The 21,708-nt window shown below is 28.5% G+C and carries 15 protein-coding genes; 3 read left to right on the top strand and 12 right to left on the bottom strand.

Going from position 1 to position 21,708, the window contains the following annotated elements; genetic code table 11:
* Nucleotides 1–156: 156 nt before the first annotated feature.
* Entirely contained in the window at nucleotides 157–1,656 is a 1,500-nt protein-coding gene (locus MarbSA_RS00075) for a DUF2193 domain-containing protein (protein WP_042703736.1), read from the bottom strand.
* A 471-nt stretch (nucleotides 1,657–2,127) separates the two neighbouring features.
* On the opposite strand from MarbSA_RS00075, the gene MarbSA_RS00070 reads away from it, so the two are divergent.
* The 3 genes from MarbSA_RS00070 to MarbSA_RS00060 are packed head-to-tail and all read left to right on the top strand — an operon-like array spanning nucleotide 2,128 to nucleotide 2,969.
* Nucleotides 2,128–2,289 carry a hypothetical protein gene (locus MarbSA_RS00070; protein WP_156314629.1) on the top strand — a complete coding sequence of 54 codons (162 nt, stop codon included), beginning with the start codon at nucleotides 2,128–2,130 and terminating at the stop codon, nucleotides 2,287–2,289.
* Between the two features lie 58 nt (nucleotides 2,290–2,347).
* Nucleotides 2,348–2,578, top strand: a complete 231-nt coding sequence (locus tag MarbSA_RS00065) for an AbrB/MazE/SpoVT family DNA-binding domain-containing protein (RefSeq protein ID WP_221061577.1) — start codon at nucleotides 2,348–2,350, stop codon at nucleotides 2,576–2,578.
* 1 nt (nucleotide 2,579) lies between these two features.
* Nucleotides 2,580–2,969, top strand: a complete 390-nt coding sequence (locus MarbSA_RS00060) for a type II toxin-antitoxin system VapC family toxin (protein WP_054835065.1) — start codon at nucleotides 2,580–2,582, stop codon at nucleotides 2,967–2,969.
* Between the two features lie 638 nt (nucleotides 2,970–3,607).
* Here MarbSA_RS00060 and MarbSA_RS00055 read toward each other — a convergent pair.
* The 11 genes from MarbSA_RS00055 to MarbSA_RS00005 form a co-directional block, all read right to left on the bottom strand.
* Nucleotides 3,608–9,394, bottom strand: a complete 5,787-nt coding sequence (locus MarbSA_RS00055; RefSeq protein ID WP_221061576.1) for a beta strand repeat-containing protein — start codon at nucleotides 9,392–9,394, stop codon at nucleotides 3,608–3,610.
* A 630-nt stretch (nucleotides 9,395–10,024) separates the two neighbouring features.
* Nucleotides 10,025–11,206 (bottom strand): NAD(P)/FAD-dependent oxidoreductase, encoded by a 1,182-nt coding sequence (locus tag MarbSA_RS00050; protein ID WP_221061575.1) that lies wholly within the window; start codon nucleotides 11,204–11,206, stop codon nucleotides 10,025–10,027.
* A gap of 51 nt (nucleotides 11,207–11,257) precedes the next feature.
* A complete protein-coding gene (locus MarbSA_RS00045) occupies nucleotides 11,258–11,422 on the bottom strand; it encodes a 4Fe-4S binding protein (RefSeq protein ID WP_221061574.1) in 165 nt (54 codons plus the stop codon).
* A 342-nt stretch (nucleotides 11,423–11,764) separates the two neighbouring features.
* A complete protein-coding gene (locus MarbSA_RS00040) occupies nucleotides 11,765–12,913 on the bottom strand; it encodes an RNA-guided endonuclease TnpB family protein (protein WP_221061573.1) in 1,149 nt (382 codons plus the stop codon).
* Complete coding sequence (gene tnpA / locus MarbSA_RS00035) at nucleotides 12,910–13,314, bottom strand: IS200/IS605 family transposase (RefSeq protein ID WP_221061572.1); 405 nt, start codon at nucleotides 13,312–13,314, stop codon at nucleotides 12,910–12,912. Before tnpA ends, MarbSA_RS00040 begins: the two co-directional genes overlap by 4 nt.
* Before the next feature lie 127 nt (nucleotides 13,315–13,441).
* Nucleotides 13,442–14,062: an ABC transporter ATP-binding protein gene (locus MarbSA_RS00030; RefSeq protein WP_221061571.1), complete on the bottom strand. Its 621-nt coding sequence runs from the start codon at nucleotides 14,060–14,062 to the stop codon at nucleotides 13,442–13,444.
* A 53-nt stretch (nucleotides 14,063–14,115) separates the two neighbouring features.
* The gene (locus MarbSA_RS00025) at nucleotides 14,116–15,102 is read right to left on the bottom strand and encodes an oligopeptide/dipeptide ABC transporter ATP-binding protein (protein WP_221062025.1); all 987 of its coding nucleotides are present in this window, start codon (nucleotides 15,100–15,102) and stop codon (nucleotides 14,116–14,118) included.
* A gap of 49 nt (nucleotides 15,103–15,151) precedes the next feature.
* Nucleotides 15,152–16,030 (bottom strand): ABC transporter permease, encoded by an 879-nt coding sequence (locus MarbSA_RS00020; RefSeq protein WP_081720110.1) that lies wholly within the window; start codon nucleotides 16,028–16,030, stop codon nucleotides 15,152–15,154.
* Nucleotides 16,023–17,015, bottom strand: coding sequence for an ABC transporter permease (locus MarbSA_RS00015; protein WP_221061570.1), 993 nt, complete (start codon nucleotides 17,013–17,015; stop codon nucleotides 16,023–16,025). Before MarbSA_RS00015 ends, MarbSA_RS00020 begins: the two co-directional genes overlap by 8 nt.
* Nucleotides 17,016–17,152: 137 nt before the next feature.
* Entirely contained in the window at nucleotides 17,153–18,772 is a 1,620-nt protein-coding gene (locus tag MarbSA_RS00010; RefSeq protein ID WP_221061569.1) for an ABC transporter substrate-binding protein, read from the bottom strand.
* 1,445 nt (nucleotides 18,773–20,217) lie between these two features.
* On the bottom strand, nucleotides 20,218–21,702 hold the full coding sequence (locus tag MarbSA_RS00005) for a hypothetical protein (protein ID WP_054834862.1): 1,485 nt from the start codon (nucleotides 21,700–21,702) through the stop codon (nucleotides 20,218–20,220).
* Nucleotides 21,703–21,708 lie beyond the last annotated feature (6 nt).

The following is a 21,708-nucleotide window of genomic DNA, read 5'->3' as shown; positions in this document are numbered from 1 at the left end:
TTAAATAATAAATTACAATTTAAATAATAGATTATAATTTAGATAATAAATTACAATTTAAATAATAGATTATTAAATAATAAACTACAATATTTCTTCTAATACCCCAAATCAACGATATTAAACATTTTAAAAAGCTATAATATTATACAAATATTATACAGCTTCTTTCCATTGACAATAATGATGTCTAAAGTCTACAAGAGCTGCTGAAGCACAATTTTTACAACCTCTTACAGGAGCTGCAGGATTATCTTTATGAAGAGCTATAATATTAGTCATTAAAGTAGCTGTTACAGGCTCACTAGTTAAAAGACAAGGATAATCAGCTAATCTCATAAGAGATGAAAATCTAACAGAAATTGCACATGCAGGATATGTATATCTCTGTGGATTCATAACAATATCATTAGTTCTAACTGGATCAAGATCAACTTCAAAACCATTTACAATAGGAGTTAAATCTTCATCTTCACTACTTCTCATTCTCCTTGCTTTATCAGTATATCCCCATCCTCTGTATATCATATCCATAAAATCACAATTATGAAGTTCTGCAGCAGCACCCCTATCTGGGTATTGCTGTACAAAGTTATGGAAACGTTTGGTTAGAAGATCAACAATCATCGGAGCATTAAATCCATCTAATTCAAGGATATATTCTACAGCTGCTGCAGAAGAGCCAGTAGCTAAAGATAAAACATCAAATTCAGATTTATAATTATTAAGATTCGCATTTAAAGTATTATCAATTACATCAGTTGTAGCTTCAATAATACCCATAATCATATCATCTTTACACATATTATAAGTTGATTGAGCTATATGATGAGAAATATCACCTACACAATAAGCTGGAACAGTGACAATATTTCCATAATGAACACCGTCCTCAACAGCAGCAATAGTAGTGTTTCTCATTTCTTTTTTATATTTTGACATGTATTTGCGAACATCAAAAGAAGTATGACCAGAATCATCCATCAATTCAGCCTGTGCATCAATAGGTGTTTCATAAATTTTCTTAATCATTGCAATTTCTTTTTTGACAGCTTCAGCAGCTGTTGTACCAGATTCAAGTTCATTAGAGAAAACTTCCCCAATACCATAAGAAGTATTCATTCCCCAAGATTTAGCAGCTAAAATAGCTTGTTTATGAGCTTCAGGGATTTTAGTTTCAAGTAATATTTGATTAACTACATTACTAGTACTACCAGGAATAAGAGCAAAATCAACTACACAAGTTGGACCATAAAATCCACCATATCTTCTAATTACTTCTTTTCCTATTAATGCTTCACAATCATCAATAGTAGATATGAAAGTTTTTAAGCTATTTTTAAATTCTTCATCTTCTTCACAAAGGATTTCAAGAATAGCTGGTGTTTGATAGTGTTCTACAAATGGGTCATCTTCAGGTCTAACAGTATCAGTCAAACTAGTTAATGTATTAAAATGTGTATTAACGGAATTTACATGAAGATCAATTACTGATTGAGCTTGTCCATCAATAGCTTTCATATCTCCGGCTACCTTAACATAACTTGCAGCATCTTTAACTTTAAATTCTTTACCTCTATTTTTCTTAACAGTACTAACATCTGCTCTTTGAGCAGCTATAGCCTCGTTTACCATTTTTTTGTATAGTTCTAACATTATGTCACCTCATTTTTATAAAGTTAAATTCATCATACAAATGTTGGTATGTTATTTATACATACTGTGATATATATTTGACTATTTTTAATAAAAAATTATTAATATTTAATTAATAGTATTACAAATAATTTGTATATTAAAACCTAAAAAATAATACTAACAATAATATTAAAAATATTATTAAAATGAAACTAAAAATACCTATAAAAATAAAAAGTAAAATAACCATTACAAAAAAAATAAACCACTATCTAATAATAAAAAAAAATTAAAAAATAAAGATAAATAATAGAGGATTTCCGAATATTAATTTTTTTATTTTTTTATTAAGTATTTTTTGTTAATCTTTTTCTTTATATTCTTCATAGTTTATTTTATATACATTAAATTATATACTTAGTTATATGTGTTAATATTAAAAGATTCAATAAGTTTAAAAAGAAAATTATTAAAAATGTAGTATTTTTAATGGAAAAAGGATTATTTAAGGTTGATTGGGCTGAAATTTTTCGAATTTTTAATAATAGCTTTGATTTTTTAGAAAATAAAGGTATTAAATTTGATTTTAATGACCCTGTAATTAAAAAACTTTTTAAAAAATCTTGTGATAATGAAAGTAATGTTAGCTAAAAATTAATTAATTATAAATATTTGATAAAACAATAATATATTTATAGGTGTGATAATTATGAGTGACATAGAATTGAAAAATAAAGAAGTTTTTATCCCAGCTAAGTTAAGAGATGATTTAAATATTAATGAAAATGATGATATAGATTTTAAAGTTATCAAAGATGGAATTATAATAAAGTTTCATGAAAAAAAAGATAGTTTAAGAGATATGATAGGAATAGCTGAGGCTCCTGAGCCTACTAATGCTGTTGATTTGAAACGGAAAGGACAAAGAGGAGAATATTAATTTGCTTTTCATTGATACAAGTTTCATCATTGGATTAACTGTTAATAATGACCAATGGCATGATGAGGCACTTAATTTATTTCCAAAAGTAGAAAAATCTAAAAGATATATTTCTAATGTTATAATACTCGAAACACTAAATGGATTAGTGGATATTATGGATGGAAAAGAAATTGAGAAAATGTATCATTTGTTAAATAATAATTATAATGTTTATATGGTTGATAAAGAGATTCAAAATAAAGCTATAAATATTTGTAAAAAGTATGATGGTTCTCTTGGTTATGCTGATTGTACTTCTATTGCTGTAATGGAAGAATTAGATATTCATGAAATTGTATCTTTTGATGAACATTTTGAGAATAAAGATAGTATTGTAAGAATACATTAATTATATTTTTTTGAGGATTTTTTTATAGAGGATTTCTGAATATTAATTTTTTTATTTTTTTTTATTAATTGGCTGTGCATCAATTACATTTTCGATGAACAAAGTTGTATATTCTTAATTTTAATTGAAAAATGTTTAAATTATTTAAAATATGCTAATATTGTTTATTTTAGTATATATACTAGTTGAACAAAAATAATTGGTGCACAATCAATTAAGTATTTTTTGTTAATCTTTTTCTTTATATTCTTCATAGTTTATTTTATATACTTTAGATTATATATGTAGTTATATGTGTTAATATTAAAAGATTTAATAGGTTTAAGAAGGAAATTATTAAAAATGTAGTATTTTTAAGTCACTGTAAAAAATTATAGTGAAAGTCATATAAAATTTGCATTAATTTTAGAAAAAGTGAGATTATCCATTTTTTTAGTTGGTCAAAAAATTTGTATTATTCTTATTGTAAATTATATTATTTTTGAAAATGATTTTATACTCTTTAAATTAAAGATAAAAAGTAAAATAACCATTACAAAAAAAAATAAACCAAGATTCAATAAAAAAAAAGATAAAAAAATATGGAAGGGGAAAAAGATAAATCCCTTCTAAATAATGTAAAATTTTAAATGTATTGATTAATCCTGTTTTCTTCTAAAACTAACTACAAAAATACCTATCAAAACTAAAACAACACTAATTACAGGAATTCCAGTCTTCTTCATAGAAGCAAAACCAAAATTACCAGTACCATTAGTAATGTTACTATTATTAGTATGGTTAGTATGATTGGTATGGTTAGTATTGTTATCCTTCACATTAAAGCTAAAACTATTAATGAAACCAAGATAATCACTGTTTCCATTAAAAAACACTTTAACACTAGTTTTACCTGTGTGGGTTGGTTTATATTTTAAACTCCAAAAACCACTAGAATCAGTTCTTAAAGTATAAACATTACCATTTACTGTAACAGTAATAGGAATATTAGCTAATGGATCACCGTTTTCATCATAAGCTTTACCACTAATTATGATAGTCTCACCCAATTTAACATTAGTAGGAATATTAACTATGGAATTAGTAGCTAACTTATTAACAGTGAAAGTCTTATTCTCAATGAATCCATCATAAAGATCATCACCAAGATAAATTAAGGATAAGTCAAAGACTCCAGCATGCTTTGGAGTGTAATTTAAACTCCAAACACCATCAGAATCAGTAGTCACATTAAAAGCTTCACCATCAATAATAAGTTCTAAATTAGCATCAGCTATCGAATTGTCATTCTGATCAGTTAAAAGACCAGAAATTGAAACTGCTTGATTAAATTTAACAGTTCCAGGAATATTAATAGAAGAATCACTAGCTAACTTAGCATTAAAACTAGTAGTATTAGTAAAACCTGTGTAATTATCATTACCAATCCAGCTAACATTAACAAAGAACTCACCATCATGATGAGGAGTATAAATAAGGTTCCAAGCACCAAAATCATTAGTAGCTATACTAAAAGTTTCACCCTCAATAGTAACAGTAATATTAACATTAACTATAAGATTACCATTCTCATCAGATAAAGTACCACTAATACTAGCATTAGTACCAATTTGAACATTATTCACAAGTATAGTACTGTTAGTACTATTTTTCAACACATTAAAACTACTAGTATTAGTAAAACTAGTATAATTACCAGAATCAGACTCAGTATAACTAACAGTAACAGTGTAAGTTCCTGTATGATTAGTTAAATGGCTTACAGTCCAATTACCACCATTAGAATCCACAACAACATTACTATACAATTTACCATCCACAGTAACATTCACACTACCAATAACAGTGTAATTAGCTAGCTGACCAGTAATAACTGCAGTATCACCAACATGAACACTAGAAGGATCCACAAGTATAGTACTGTTAGTACTGTTTTTAAACACAGCAAAACTAGTAGTATTAGTAAATGCTGTGTAATTACCAGAATCAGACTCAGTATAACTAACAGTAACAGTGTAAGTTCCTGTATGATTAGTTAAATGGCTTACAGTCCAATTACCACCATTAGAATCCACATCAACATTACTATACAATTTACCATCCACAGTAACATTCACACTACTTATAACAGTATAATTAGCTAAAACACCAGTAATAACCACAGTATCACCAACCTGAACATCATCCACAAGTATAGTACTGTTAGTACTGTTTTTCAACACTTCAAAGGTTGTAGTATTAGTGAAACTAGTATAATTACCAGAATCAGACTCATTATAACTAACAGTAACAATATAAGTTCCTGTATGATTAGTTAAATGGTTTACAGTCCAATTACCACCATTAGAATCCACATCAACATTACTATACAATTTACCATCCACAGTAACATTAACACTACTTATAACAGTATAATTAGCTAACTGACCAGTAATAGTAGCATTAGTACCAATTTGAACATTACCTACATTGATAGTACTGTTAGTACTGTTTTTAGACACAGTGAAATTTGTATTATTAGTAAAACTTGTGTAATTATCATTACCAAGATAATTAACAGTTACAGTAATGTTTCCTGTTCTGTTAGTAGTGTAATTAAGACTCCAACCACCAGTACTATTAATATTAACATCACTATAAACATTTCCATCAACAGTAACATTCAACAAATCAGAACCATTACCAGTATAACCCTCAAGTTGACCTGTAATAGTAGCATTAGTTCCAATTTGAACATTACCTACATTGATAGTACTGTTAGTACTGTTTTTATACACAGTGAAATTTGTATTGTTAGTAAAACTTGTGTAATTATCATTACCAAGATAATTAACAGTTACAGTAATGTTTCCTGTTCTGTTAGTAGTGTAATTAAGACTCCAACCACCAGTACTATTAATATTAACATCACTATAAACGTTTCCATCCACAGTAACATTCAACAAATCAGAACCATCACCAGTATAATTACTTAATTGACCACTAATAACAGCTTTATCACCAATACTAACATCAGAAACAATGATACTAGAATTTGTATTAAATGCTAGAATTGCATATTGATTATCTAAAGTTGCAGCAACTACTTGAGTACCAGAAGACACAGTAAAATTATCTTCAAATGAATCATCACGACTAGTATCATAACTATTACCATTAAAAGTACCATTCAAAGCAAAATAAGGTAAATTCTCAACACCGTCATTTTTTAAAGTAGTATTAAGCACTAAAAATGCGAATGAAACATTATCACCTGATTGAAGATTATCCAAACTAGTAAGATTAGTAATTCTCAAAATATAATGATTATTAGTATTAATACTTAAAGTTTTACCAGTTATATCATTAACACCCCACCAATTAAAATCAAAACTACTACCATTATCATAACCATTGAGATTCACTCCAACAGGAGCAATAATCCTATTATACTCGACAGTAACATTAACAAGAGAACCAGTCTTAAGACCACTGAAATTTAAACCAGTATTATTAGCAAAAATAGTATTACCACGAATAACAAAATCAGTCACATTAATAGGAACATTATAATGATTAACAAAATAAAAACCACTACCACCAGTAGCATTTATAGTATTATTCAAAAACATAACACCACTAACATTACCATCATAAGAACGAACATGCACACCATAGTCTGTTCCTATGATATTATTGTCAGTGAAGGATATATTAGTGTTGATGCTGCTGTCTACATGCAGAACAACACTATAGTTGTTTCCTATGATATTATTGTCAGTGAAGGATATATTAGTGTTGATGCTGTAAGTTGCACCCAGATCAACACCATCACCTGATGTACTTGTGATATTATTGTTGGTGAAGGATATATTGGTGTTGTTGCTTCTGAATACATTCAGTATAACACCATAGTCTGATGTTCCTGTGATATTATTGTCAATGAAGGATATATTAGTGTTGTTACTGTTGAATACATTCAGATAAACACCATAGTCTCTTCCTGTGATATTATTGTCAATGAAGGATATATTAGTGTTGATGCTGTAAGTTGCAGAAAGAGAAACACTATATGTTCCTGTGATGTTATTGTCAGTGAAAGTTATATTGGTGTTGATACTGCTGCTGTCTGCATACAGACCAACACCATCACCTGATGTACCTGTGATATTATTGTTGGTGAAGGATATATTAGTGTTGATACTGCCGTATGCCTCCAGACCAACACCATAGTCTCTTCCTGTGATATTATTGTCAGTGAAGGATATATTAGTGTTGATACTGCTGGATGCATTCAGATAAACACCATAGTCTCTTCCTGTGATATTATTGTTGGCGAAAGTTATATTGGTGTTGATACTGCTGCTGTATGCAGACAGAATAACACCATAAACTGATGTACCTGTGATATTATTGTCAGTGAAGATTATATTAGTGTTGATACTGCTGTTTACATCCAGACCAACACCATATGTTCCTGTGATGTTATTGTCAGTGAAAGTTATATTGGTGTTGTTGCTGCTTTCTGCATACAGGTAAGCACCAGTGTATGTTCCTGTGATGTTGTTGTTGGTGAAGGTTATATTGGTGTTGATACTGCTGCTGTATGCATACAGATAAACACCATTGCCTGATCTTCCTGTGATATTATTGTCAGTGAAGATTATATTGGTGTTTTTGCTGCTGTATGCATCCAGACCAACACCATAGCTTGATCTTCCTGTGATGTTATTGTTGGCAAAGGATATATTAGTGTTGATACTGCTGCTGGATGCAGCCAGATAAACGCCATAACCTGATGTTCCTGTGATATTATTGTTGGTGAAGATTATATTGGTGTTTTTGCTGCTGTATGCAGACAGATAAACACCATTGCCTGATGTTCCTGTGATATTATTGTTGGTGAAGGTTATATTAGTGTTGTTGCTGCTGTATGCAATCAGAGAAACACCTCGTGATGTTCCTGTGTTGTTGTTGGCGAAGATGTTGTTGTTGGCGAAGGTTATATTAGTGTTATTGCTGCTGTATGCAGACAGAGAAACACTATAATTTCCTGTGATGTTATTGTCAGTGAAAGTTATATTGGTGTTGATACTGCTGCTGTATACATACAGAGAAACACCATTGCCTGATGTTCCTGTGATGTTGTTGTTGGCAAAGGATATATTGGTGTTGATACTGCTGCTGTATGCAGCCAGATAAACACCATAGCCTGATCTTCCTGTGATATTATTGTTGGTGAAGGATATATTAGTGTTGATACTGCTGCTGTATGCACCCAGATAAACACCTCGTGATGTTCCTGTGATATTATTGTCAGTGAAGATTATATTAGTGTTATTGCTGCTGTATGCAACCAGATAAACACCTGATGTTCCTGTGATATTATTGTTGGTGAAGGATATATTAGTGTTGTTGCTGCTGTATGCAAGCAGATCAACACCATAGCCTGATGTTCCTGTGATATTATTGTTGGTGAAGATTATATTAGTGTTGATACTGCTGTTGTATGCAGCCAGATCAACACCAGATTTTCCTGTGATGTTGTTGTCAGTGAAGATTATATTAGTGTTGATACTGCTGTTGTATACATACAGAACAACACCATAGTATGTTCCTGTGATATTATTGTCAGTGAAGGATATATTAGTGTTGATACTGCTTCTGTATGCAAACAGATAAACACCAAATGTTGTTCCTGTGATGTTATTGTCAGTGAAGGATATATTGGTGTTGTTGCTGCTGGATGCATTCAGATAAACACCATGGTCTGTTCCTGTGATGTTGTTTCCAAAAAAAGTCAAATTACGTAAACCCTTAGAATTAACAAGAACACCATTAAAATTATTAGTATCATTACAACGTATACTATTATTAATAAAAAAAACAAAAGAAATAGCCATACCATTACCATTAACAAAAACAGCACCATAATTACCATTACTAAAAGAAGAAAAAATAACATTATCTTTAATCGATATATTCGTTAAATTATCACCAGAACTACTAATATTAATACTAATACCACTAGTAGTAATATTATTACCAGTAACAGTTAAATCACTACTATTACCAATAACAGCACTAGTATAACCAGTGATAGTTAAATTAATAAGCTTAACATTGGATGCAGTGATATTAAACAATATACCTGATCCATTTATCTTAACATTACCACTACTCTTACCTTGTATAGTAGCATTACGAGTAATATTAATCTGACCCAGAGAATACTCACCATCATCAAGATTAATAATCACTTCATCAGGAGTATTATTATCAATAACACCCTGAAAACTCTCATTTGTAATATTATCACTATTAAAATAATACTCATCTGCACTAACACTAGACACACTAAATAATAATAAAAAGCCTAGGACAAACAGAAATGAAATAAAACACTTATCTCTAAACAAAATACTTTTCATAATTTTATTTTTCATCATCTTTTTTTTTCACCTCCTGATCCAATCAATCAGATTATAATAAAAAATAGTAACATAGTAAAAAATGAGCACTCACTATGTTACAATATAATAATATAAAAATACTCCTATATAAATATAACTACCAAAAATCAAAAAACAATAGCTGCCCCCCCCCCCTTCCTCTAAACTAAAAATAAAAGAAAAATAAAAAGTAAAATAACTATTACAAAAAATAAACCAAGATATAACAAAAAAAAATAATGAGGGTAGGCCAAAATTCCATATTGCTTTGTCAAAACCTTAAGAAAATCCTTTGTTTGGGAAAAAAAGAAACTTTTTTTTTGAAAAAAGCTATTTTTGGCCAACCCTCATAATATAAAAAAATAAAGATAAAATATAAACAATTATAAATCTAAAAATAAGTAAAAGTAGGAAAAATAACTATATTTGAGGACAACTCATAATTACAAATTCAATGAACAAAAGTCTAAGTTTAGAAATATTTTTGAACAAAATATCATATAATAAAATTTTTTAAAAATTGTTCATTTTAGTATATATACTAATTGAACAAAAATAATTGTGAGTCATCCTCTATTAAAAAATAAAAATAATAGTAAAAGTAATAATAAAAATAAAAAAATATTATAATAATTTCCCTAATTTTAATAATGCTTTAGGAGAAACTTTTATAAGATTTTTAACAAGTTCAGTAGTACTTACTTTTTCAAATTCTACATCTTGGAAAGCATCAGCAACTGAATCAAGTTCTTCATCAGATAAAGAAAGAGCATAATCTTTAACTTTTAAATATTTATCAATTTCATGACCAATGTCATCCCTAATATTTTTATCATATTCTTTCAATCTATCTTTAGAAAAATCACCATCAGCAATAGCACTTGCAGCAACAATACCTGCATGCATTCCACCTTTCATACCACTAATGATTCCTCCACCAGTTAAAGGATTAACTTGACCTGCAGCATCTCCACAAACAAGGATATTATCATCATATATTTTTTTTGGCATTCCACCAACAGGATCTCCACCAATATTAAACTCAACAGCTTGAGCATTTTGAGTAGCTGGACAATTAGCTACAAAATCTTTTAAATGTTCATAAGGAGTTTTATCAGTGTCATTAGTTATTACAGCAAGTCCTACATTGGCTATATCATCACCTTTAGGGAAAATCCAAGCATAACCACCAGGAGCAACACTTCCAAAGTAGAATTCAATAACATCCTGTTTTTCCATTTCTACTCCAACCATTTCAAATTGGATTCCTGACTCCATATTAGTTGCCTTAGTAGCTGTTCTAAGTCCTGCCCATCTAGCTACTCGAGATTCTGGTCCATCTGCAGCAATAATTATATTAGCTTTTATCTCAAATAACTCACCCATATGCTCACATGTGACAACATAAGCATCTCCTTCTTTTCTCATTCCATGGGCAAGTGTTTTTATCTTAATTTCAGCTCCAGCTCTAGCTGCATCCATAGCCATATATTTATCAAATATTTTTCGCTCTAAAATATAACCTGCTTCTGGAAGCTCAATTTCATCAGAAGTTAACCATACATTAGTACCATTTGGAGAAACTAACCTAACCCCATCAAGTTCTTTAGTAACCCAACGTACATTAGGTTCAATTCCTAAATCTGCAAGTCCTGCTTTTGAAACCCCTTCAGCACAACGTTTTGGAGCACCAATCTCAGATTTTTTATCTATAACTATTACTTTAGCTCCACCTAAAGCAGCATGTTTAGCTGCTGATGATCCTGCAGGTCCAGATCCAATTACTAATACATCAGTTTTAATCATTTTATATCCACCTAATAAATATTAATCAATAATTGTAAATATATTGTTATATTATTCTTTTTCTAATGCTGTGATAGGACAAACCTTAACACAAGTGCTACAATCTCTACATTCGCTTTCATCAAAAATTAAAGTAGATTCTTTAACTTCAATTAAATTCCTTGGGCAAACCCCCGCACATTCTCCACAGAACATACACCAATCTTTTACTATCATTCTATCTCCTATAAATTTAATTATATTTATAATGTAAACCTTTATAATTATAAGTCAAAAAAAATATTATACATTACATATAGTTTTTTATAGTATATATAATTATTCGGATAACTGAACCATAAATACAGTAATTAACTTCCGAGATTTAAAAATTAAAGAACTGAAATATAATAAATAATTAAAATTGAATGAAAATATTTGACATACTCTCCGACTGATTATTTTATGAAGTTTCAGTCGGAGATTCTTGCTCTCTAACATTATTATTAATATGTTAAGCTACAGTTTCTTGTTTAGATAGAACTATTGTTCCATAGTGACACAATCTTAAATTCCCACTTATCCAGTGGTACATTCATTATTTATTCGGATAGCTTCATTAAGAATGTTAATAGATGCATTAATATCCCTATCATGTTTTGTTCTACATTTTGGACATGTCCATTCCCTGATAGCTAGTGTTAAATCTTCTTTTTTATATCCACATTTGTTACAAAGCTTTGATGATGGAAAAACTTTACTTATTTGTATACATTTTTTATCATACCATTCAGCCTTGTATTTTATCATATCAACAAGTCTTGACCAAGATATTTGGCTTATACTATGACTTAATCGCTTATTTTTTATCATATTTTTCACTGATAATTTTTCTAAACCGATTAAATCAAAAGATTTAATTAATTCTGTGGATAGTTTCTGATATTCGTCATTACGAATATCAAAGACTTTATTATACAATTTTTGTAATTTCTGAACAATTTTTTTCCAGTTGTTAGAACCTTTTACTTTTCTTGATAATTTTTTATTTAATTTGGCTATTTGGTGTTCTATTTTAGTTAGGCGAGTGATTGGTTTTCTCTTTTCGCCGTTACTAAAAATCATCAAATCTTTTAAGCCTAAATCAATACCAACATTATCTCCAGTTTTTAACATTGGACTTACTGGAACATTTTTACAGTTTAGTACTGCAAACCATCTGTTATTTTCACATTTGACAGTACAACTAAGTATATCTCCTTTAATCTTTCTATTATCTCTGTATCTAATTAATCCAAATCGTGGTAATTTTAATTTATTGTTTTCAAACCGTATGCTATTGTTATTGTTCTTTAAACGGATACTTTGTATGGGATTTTTCCGTGATTTGAATCTTGGAAACTTATTTTGGTGCTTGAAAAATCGAACCATACTGTCTTTGAATATATCACAAGTCGATTGTAAGCTGGTACTTTCACTATCTTTTAAGAAAAAATACTCAGCTTTAAGCACATTCAACCAATTATTAAGTGTCGAACGATTAACTTTAGGTATATAGTTATAGGGATTGATTCTTGGATTATTAACAACTAAACTAAAAATTAACTGATTATAGTTGAGTAATTGATTGAATACAAATCGATTGTATCCAAAATTTTTGTATAATTTATCCTGCAATGATTTATTTGGATATATCCTAATTTTATAGGACTTAACTATTGTTTTCATAGTCTTTTTTGATTTTGTATGTATTTTGTCACTGTTTTTAAGTTAGCTCCACTCGTTGTAGATATGAAGTACCCTATTTTCCAAAAAGCTTCCTTCCAAAGCTTTTTCCTAATTTCAGGATATTCTTTTTTAATCAAACGACTACTGGCCGATTTATACGCATTTACGAATTTTAATAATTGAGTTTGAGGTTTAGCTTTGAACAACAAATGTACATGATCTGATTCAAAATTAGATTCTTCTAAAACTATATCAAAGTTAGAAGCATTATTATTAAAAATTTCAATCAATCTATTGAAGATTTCAGGAGTGATAACTTGTCTTCTGTATTTAATTACAAGCACCAGATGATATGTCAACCTATATACTGAATGTTGATTCTTATCTAAATCATGACTCATAGCTACTTATATATATTTTAAAGTATTTAAAACCTTTGCTTCAAACAATGCTACTGAAATTCATCTATGACTGAAATATTTTATGATGTTTCAGTCATAGTATTCTTTCAGATCTAAGATAAAAAAATTAAAAATTATTTATATCATCTAAATAAACGACTTCATCACATATTTTTTTAATTAGATCCTTATCATGGCTAACAACTAACATTCCTATGTTTTTCATTCTTACTAAATCTATAACAAGATTCCAAATTTGAACTTGAGTAACAGCATCCAACATTGTTGTCATTTCATCAGCTATTAAAAACTTAGTATTAGGAGAAAGAGCTCTAAGAACTGAAAATCTCTGAAGCTCTCCCCCTGAAAGTTCATTAGGCCATCTATTAAGCCAAGATTTCTGTATTCCAAATTTTTCTATAATATCCTCGTCCACATTCCAAGATTCATATAAAATATCCTTCATTTTCCATTTTGGATTCATTGTTTGTTCAGGATGTTGGAAAATTAATTGTACAGGATTATATTCATTTTTTGAAATATTTAAACCATTAATTTCAACTTTACCTTCAAAGTTTTTATTATCAATATACCCTGCTAAAATTTTTGAAAGAGTAGATTTCCCACTACCACTATCTCCAACCAAACCTTTAATCTCACCACTCTTTATATTTATGTTTAAATCCTTTAAAATCCATCTTTTACTAGAATCATATTTGAAGCTTAAATTTTCTCCTTTTAATTCCATTAAATTACCTCACTAGAATATAATAAAAAAGTTAATAAAAAATTAATGAAAAATTAATGAAAATAGTATCTAGAATATTTTCTATGACCTCTATGACATCGTACCTTTTTACCTTGAATATCTTGAAGTTCAGGGTTTAATGTTTTACAACAATCTGTAGGATGATCACATCTATCATAATAAACACAACCTTCTGGAATTTCACCATGTATTGGTTGATGACCTTCATACAAATGAAAACCGTTTTGAGGAAGAGCCTTATAAAGTGCACGTGTGTAAGGATGCACTAAATTTTCACCATCCCCTGAAAAGTCTTTTGCATTAACTATTTCAATAACATATCCTGAATAAAATATAACTATCTTATCAGCAACATTTAAAGCAGCATTAATATCATGAGTAATTAAAAGAACACCCTTTCCATCATTTGCCATTTGTTTAAGGTAATTTAAAGTTTCTTCAATAGCTTTATCATCCAAGCCAGGAGTAGGTTCATCTGCAATTACCAAATCAGGATTTTGAATAAGGGCTGTTGAAACCAAAACTCTCCTTGCCATTCCTCCAGAAAGTTGAAATGGGTATAAATCATCAACTTCCTCACCTAAACCATATTCTTCAAAAACTTTTCTTTGATGAATTTTTTTAGTTTTTTTATCTTCTTCATCAACAGTTTCACCAATAACCTGATCAGAAACTTTCATAAGAGGATCTAAATAATTAACTGATTGTGGAATTAAAGCTATTTCACTCCCCCTGACGTTCTCTTTAAGATTTTGATCTAAATTTTTCCCTTTAAAACTCATTTCTCCAGTGAGAGTTGCATTTTTAGGCAGTATTCCTAGAATTGCATGTGCAAGTAAACTCTTTCCAGAACCACTAGAACCAAGAATAGCTACTATTTCCCCAGTGGAAATATCTAATGTTAAATCACTGATCACTTTGAGTAAATTTTGTCTTAATCCTCTAGTATATTGAAGAAATGAAATTGAAATATTTGAAACTGATAATAATTCTTCTGATTTTTCAGAATTTTCATTCATATCATTCGATATAGTTTTATTTTTAATATTTAACAATTAAAAACCTCCCTTACTCATGTGCATTTGTAGGATCTAATAATCTTTGCAAATTATCCCCAACTAAATCAAATGAAAGAACAATTATTAATAGAGATATACCTGGGAAAAATGCTAACCACCAAGCTCCTGTAGCTAAATATTTCATTGATTCAGCAAGAATCACTCCAATAGCTGGTTCATGAGGAGAAAGTCCAAAACCAAGGAAAGTTACACTGGCTTCATGCATAATTGCATGAGGGAAAACCAAAATCACACCTAAAAATATTTGAGTTAATACTAATGGAAGAATATGGTATTTAGCTATCCACCATTTTGATTTACCAAAATTCTTTGAAATATGAACATAATCAGATGTATTAATCTGTTTTACTTCTGCTCTAAGAACCCTTGTTAATGAAGTCCAATGAGAAACACCTACACCTATAATTACACCAACAGCTCCTCCGCCTAAACTTATTGAAACCAAAATAATCAACAAAAGATGAGGGATAGATGAGAAAAGATCAACTAACCAACTTACAAAAGTATCCAAATACTTGTTCATACTTGACATTAGACCTAGAATAACTGCTATAATCATACTAATAATAGATGCAAAAGCACCAATCATTATACTAAGACCTAATCCTTTCATTGTTCTTGTAAACATATCCCTACCCATCCAATCAGTACCAAAAATATGTTCAAATGAAGGAGGTTGATTAATTGCACTAAAATTAGTTGTAATATTAGCTACATTAATAAATAAACTATTTATAACAACAGCTAAAAGTAACATTGAAGTTAAACTAATAATCAAAATAGTTTTTGTTCTTAAATTCATCTTTAAAGGAGAAGTATAAAACTTTCTAATTGGCTTATCAATAGGATCACCCGCAGGTTTATTCATTAGATTCACTCTCCCTAATTCTAGGATCTACAAATTTATAAATAACATCAGCAATTGTATTTCCACAAAAAACAAAGATTGTTGAAAAAATTACAATACCTAAAAGTAAAGGAACATCACTTCTAAGACCTGCAGCAACAGCAGCTTGACCTATACCGGGATAAGAAAATACTTGTTCCACTAAAACAGCCCCTCCAAACAACTCACTAAAAGATAAAAATTGAATAGTAATAGCTGGAAGAAGAATATTTCTAACTCCATGACGTTTAACAAGAGACCAGCCTTTTTCACCTCTAGCTTTTGCAAAAATTATAAAATCACTAGACATAATATTATTAAGTTTATCTCTTGTAAAAAGAGCAATTTGAGCAATTCCGATTACACTGAGAGCAGTTGCAGGAAGAATTAATCTATCTAACCAATCCCAAAACGTCACATTTTCAGATAAAACTCCTACAGGGACTCCTAAACCTGTTGGGAACCATCCTAAGTATACTGAAAATACCATAAGCATCAAAAGAGCTATCCAAAAGGTAGGTGCTGAAAGAAGGATATAACAATATATTTTAACAAATTTATCAATCCAACTTCCTCTATACATTCCAGCTAATGTACCTAAGGTAAAACCAAGAACTCCAGAAATCAGCCAAGAAACAAACATTAAAACTAAAGATGCTTGAAATCTATCTCCAATAACTTCTAAAACAGGAACTCTATAAATAAGAGAAATACCAAAATTTCCTTGAAAAACATCAAGAGTCCAATGTAATGCTTTTTCCCAGACTGGTACGTTTACACCCCAAAATTGCTGTAAATTAGCTAATTGTTCACCACTAACAGTCATTTCCCCTATATAAGCACGAACTGGATCGATTGGAGAAATATCTATAAGAACAAAACTAATAATAGCTACAGCTATAAGAAGAATAATTAATCTAATTGCTTTATATCCCAAAAAAATAGCTAATTTTCTATAGTTAAACAACAAATCACCATTTTATAAAAAATTGATTAATTAAAGAATTATTTTTAAGAATCATTGAAGATTTATATTAAAAATTCTTAATAATTAATTCTTAATAATTCTCAATTAATCATTAAACAATACTCACAGAAATTAAATTAACCTGTTTGATTTACACGTTTCCAGTCATAAATATTTCCAAAAATATCTCCACCATGAGGTTGTATTGTGGTAGTATTCTCAGATATATCAAGAGAATTATCAACAAAATAAGGATAATCTACAAATACTGTCCATAACCATACAGCATCACCTTTTGGAGATATTCCATTTGATCCATCCCATGAAACCATTGACCAATCATTATAAGATGATTCAAGATTAGAAGAAGATAAAGCAGATTCCATATGTTGATTTACAATAGGATTATCGTAAAATGCAGGATTATCATAATTATTACCAGCAAATCCACCATAATACTGATGATACAAAGAAGATGGATCTAAACCTCCATATCCCCATACAACACCATTAGAAAGTTTAAGTTTATCAATCTCATCCCAACTTTTACCTTCAACATTAACTTCAATTCCAAATTTTTTAGCTTGTTCAGAGACACTTACTGCAATGGATTGTCTTGTTGTATCATCAGAAGGATAATAAACAGTGAAAGATGCTTTTTGACCATCTTTTTCCAAAATTCCATCACCATCAGAGTCTTTCCAACCATCAGATTCAAGTATAGATTTAGCTTTATCTATATCTCCATCTTCAATAATTGCTTCAGTGTTATTCCAAGGGAGTTGATATCCAATACCATCAAAAGATTTATTACCATGTCCTTGTAAAGGTCCATCAATAATAGTTTGACGATTAATTCCATAATTTAAAGCTTCTCTAATAGCTTTATTAGAAGTCACATTATTTCCAATAGAAACACCATCTTCAGTTTTGTTACCTGTATCTGGAAGATATGGTAAAGATATTCCTCTTGCATCAACAGAATCAAGTATAATTGAAGACATATTACTGATTTTTTCATTAGAATAAGACAAAGGCACTTCAGCTATATCAACTTCACCTTTCTTTGCAGCTGCAAATGCTGCATCTCCTGTTAAGAATAATATTGTTAACTTTTTAAATTCTGGTTTTTTACCATAATAATCATCATTTAATTCTAAGATAACCTGTTGACCTTTATCCCACTGAACAAATTTATAAGGACCAGAACCAATTGGATTTTGTCCATAAGTCTCATTATTATAACTTTCAGAAGGCACGATTCCAAGAGTAGACAATTTTGATATAAAAGTTGAATCAGAGTTATTCAAGTAAAATTCAACTGTACTATCATTTACAGCTGTTGCATTAACCATATTAGATAAATCAATATCTCCCCCAACTTTTTTAGCTTCATTATATGTAAATGCAATATCTTTTGCTGTTAGAGAACTATTATCATGAAACTTAACTCCATCTCTAATATTTACAGTATATGTTTTACCATCACTACTTACAGTATGATTTGTAGCTAAATCATTGACTAAACTCATATTATTATTTCTTTTAAAAAGAGTACTCTGAATTAAAGGTTCAGAAGCTGAAGCCCAACCCAAAATAGGATTAAAACCAGTTTCAGGTTCACCACCATGAGCTCCAACTGCAGTTACCAACTCATCAGGATTTCTTTCAGTCGATGAATTTCCAAGGACTAAACCTCCTGCTACAATACCAATAACTATAATAATAGCTATAATCATTATATGTTGCTTTTTCATATTTTTTCCTCAATTTTCATTAAATATTCCTTAAATTATTCTTCAAATAGCTAAATAGTAAATTTAATTTTCAAATCTCTAAAGAAAGTTTTTTATAAATTTATCTAAATAGAACTTTTTAGCTATATTATAAAAAAATATAAATAAGAAAAGTATAAATAAGAAAATAATTTATATAAAAGCTATTAATAGTAATACTTTTTATAAAAAAATCCTAGAAATAGTATTACTAATATTAACTTTATTAAGATTATTTTTTATTTATAAAATTAAATTATAGAAATTGATATAAATACTTTTCTAAAAATTCGTAATACTTTTTTCTTTATTTTCTAAATAAAGTATTAATTATTACTTAAATTAAGAAAATACAAGAAATAGTAATAAAAACAAATATTAAAATTAAAATAATTGATGTTTGAGGTATTAAATTAGTATACTAAGAATAATTATAAAAAATCTTATAAATGATTATAATAATCATAGATTGCTATAAATCAAATATTAATATTATACAATAATAATTAAAATATTAAATTATTACTGTTTTGTAATAATTAGAAAAATTAAAAAATTAAAAAATTGATAAATTAATAAATTTAGTAAATTTAATAAGCTATAAATTAGTAAATTTAATAAAGTTAATAAATTTAATAAAATTAATAAAATTAATAAAAGTAATAAAAGTAATAAAAGTAATAAAATCAATATAAAACTCTTAATTAAATATCTAATTAATATTTAATCAATACCATAAGATCGGGTAATATAAATAAAAAAAATACTAAAATCAAGCGATATTCTTAAAAAATAAAAAAATTTTGAACGAAGCTTTTTAACTAATTTTTAAATTATGACACATTAATAACTATATTTTAACACTTTTTCATCAATATTTCCAAAAATTTTATGTAATAAATTTCATAAAAAATCAATGAAAAAGTAATACTAAAATTGATTTTAGTAAGATTTTTATCTATAGATATAATTATAAAAAAGAAATATAAATACTTTTCTAAAAATTCGTAATAATTAAACTTAGATTTAGCTAAAAAAGTATTAAATATTACTAAAGTTTCAAAAGGACTATGATAAGTAATAATTAATACCAATAAAATAGATGAAAAATCAGAAGTTGATAAAAAATAAAAACAAACATAATAATATAAAAAAATGAGGATGACTCACAATTATTATTATTTTTTGTTTAATGAGTATATAAAATAAAATGAATAATTTCTAAAAAATTGTGATATATATTTTTTTGTTCAAAAATATATTAAAATTCATAGTTTTGTTCATTGAACTTGTAATCATAAGTCATCCACAAAAAAGAAATAAAAGAAGAGAAATGAAAAAGTGAAAGGAAAAAAATTAAATCTTCTTCTTAAATAAAATAAAAAAGATTCAAAACATAATCCTTTTAATATATAAATCAATTACTTTTATACATTTCTACTTACGCCAAAGTTTAACAATGCTTTTCCAGTAGGTGGGATTTTTTTAATTTCAAACCTCACTTGATTATTCTTAACAAAACTACTCACACGTGCTGATTTTTTAACATAATTCAAAATAGTTTTACCAAGCTTAAATCCTAAAGACTTAGAAGCCTTAAACTTCCCAAAATTCTCATAAACATAGCCATTTCTCAAAACAATCAGATTTGAGTTTAAAGCTTTAACTGCAGCTTTTTTAACCAAACGAAGACCACCATAACTCCCAATATCTTTTTTCATCTTACGAACAAGCTTATACTTAACCTTCACAAGAGCATTAGAAGCAAGACCAGTAATATAAACAGTCACAATATTAGTCTTCTTATCAAATTTAAGTTTCACAGGCCCTGAACCTCTAAGATAAGACAATGAATATTTTTTACTGAATTTAAAACTAAAAGTCTTAGATCCCACTGCATTACCAAAATTCCTATACTTCAAAGACTTTATATAAAACTTACTAGTCTTAACCCTCTGAGAAACAACACCTTTCTTAAATAAATGAATATCCGCTTTTTTCACATTAATAACACTGAATTTTGTATTGTTTGTAAAACCTGTGTAATTCTCATTACCAGTCCAACTAACAGAAACACTAACATTACCAAAACGACCAGCAACATAAACTAAAATCCACTTACCACTATAATCAGTAGTCACATAATATAATTTACCACCAACAGTGACATTCAGCCCAATATCACCTAAAACACCACCATTTTCATCAAAAACAATACCACCAATAGTTATAGTCTCATCCAACTTAACATCACTAGGAATAACAATACTAGAATTAGTACTGTTTTTAAACACCTCAAAGACTGTACTATTACTAAACGCAGTATAATTACCATTACCATTAAAACTAACAGTTACAGTAATGTTTCCTGTACGATTACTCAAATAAATTAAATTCCAACCACCATTACTATCAATAATAACATCACTATAAACGTTTCCATCAACAGTAACATTCAACAAATCAGAACCATCACCAACATAACCCACAAGCTGACCACTAATACTAACATCAGAACCAACCTGAACATTACCCACAAGAATAATACTATTAGTACTATTTTTCAACACTTCAAAGTTTGTACTATTATTAAAACTTGTGTAATTATCATTACCAGAATAATTAACAGTCACAGTGATGTTTCCTGTACGATTAGTCAAATAAGTTAAATTCCAACCACCTGTACTATTAATAGTAACATCACTATAAAGATTACCATCCACAGTAACAGCAATAGGAATATTAACTAATGGATCACCATTCTTATCATAAACCTTAACACCGATCATAGTCTCACCCACTTTAAAATCACCAGAAATATCAATACTGGAATTAGTACCATTCTTCAACACTTCAAAACTTGTACTATTACTAAAACTGGTATAATTATCATTACCCAGAATAATTAACATATTCAT

Source organism: Methanobrevibacter arboriphilus (assembly GCF_019669925.1).
GTDB lineage: Archaea > Methanobacteriota > Methanobacteria > Methanobacteriales > Methanobacteriaceae > Methanobinarius > Methanobinarius arboriphilus_A.
The sequence above is the reverse complement of the archived record's forward strand: the minus strand, read 5'-3'. Positions and strand labels throughout refer to the sequence as shown.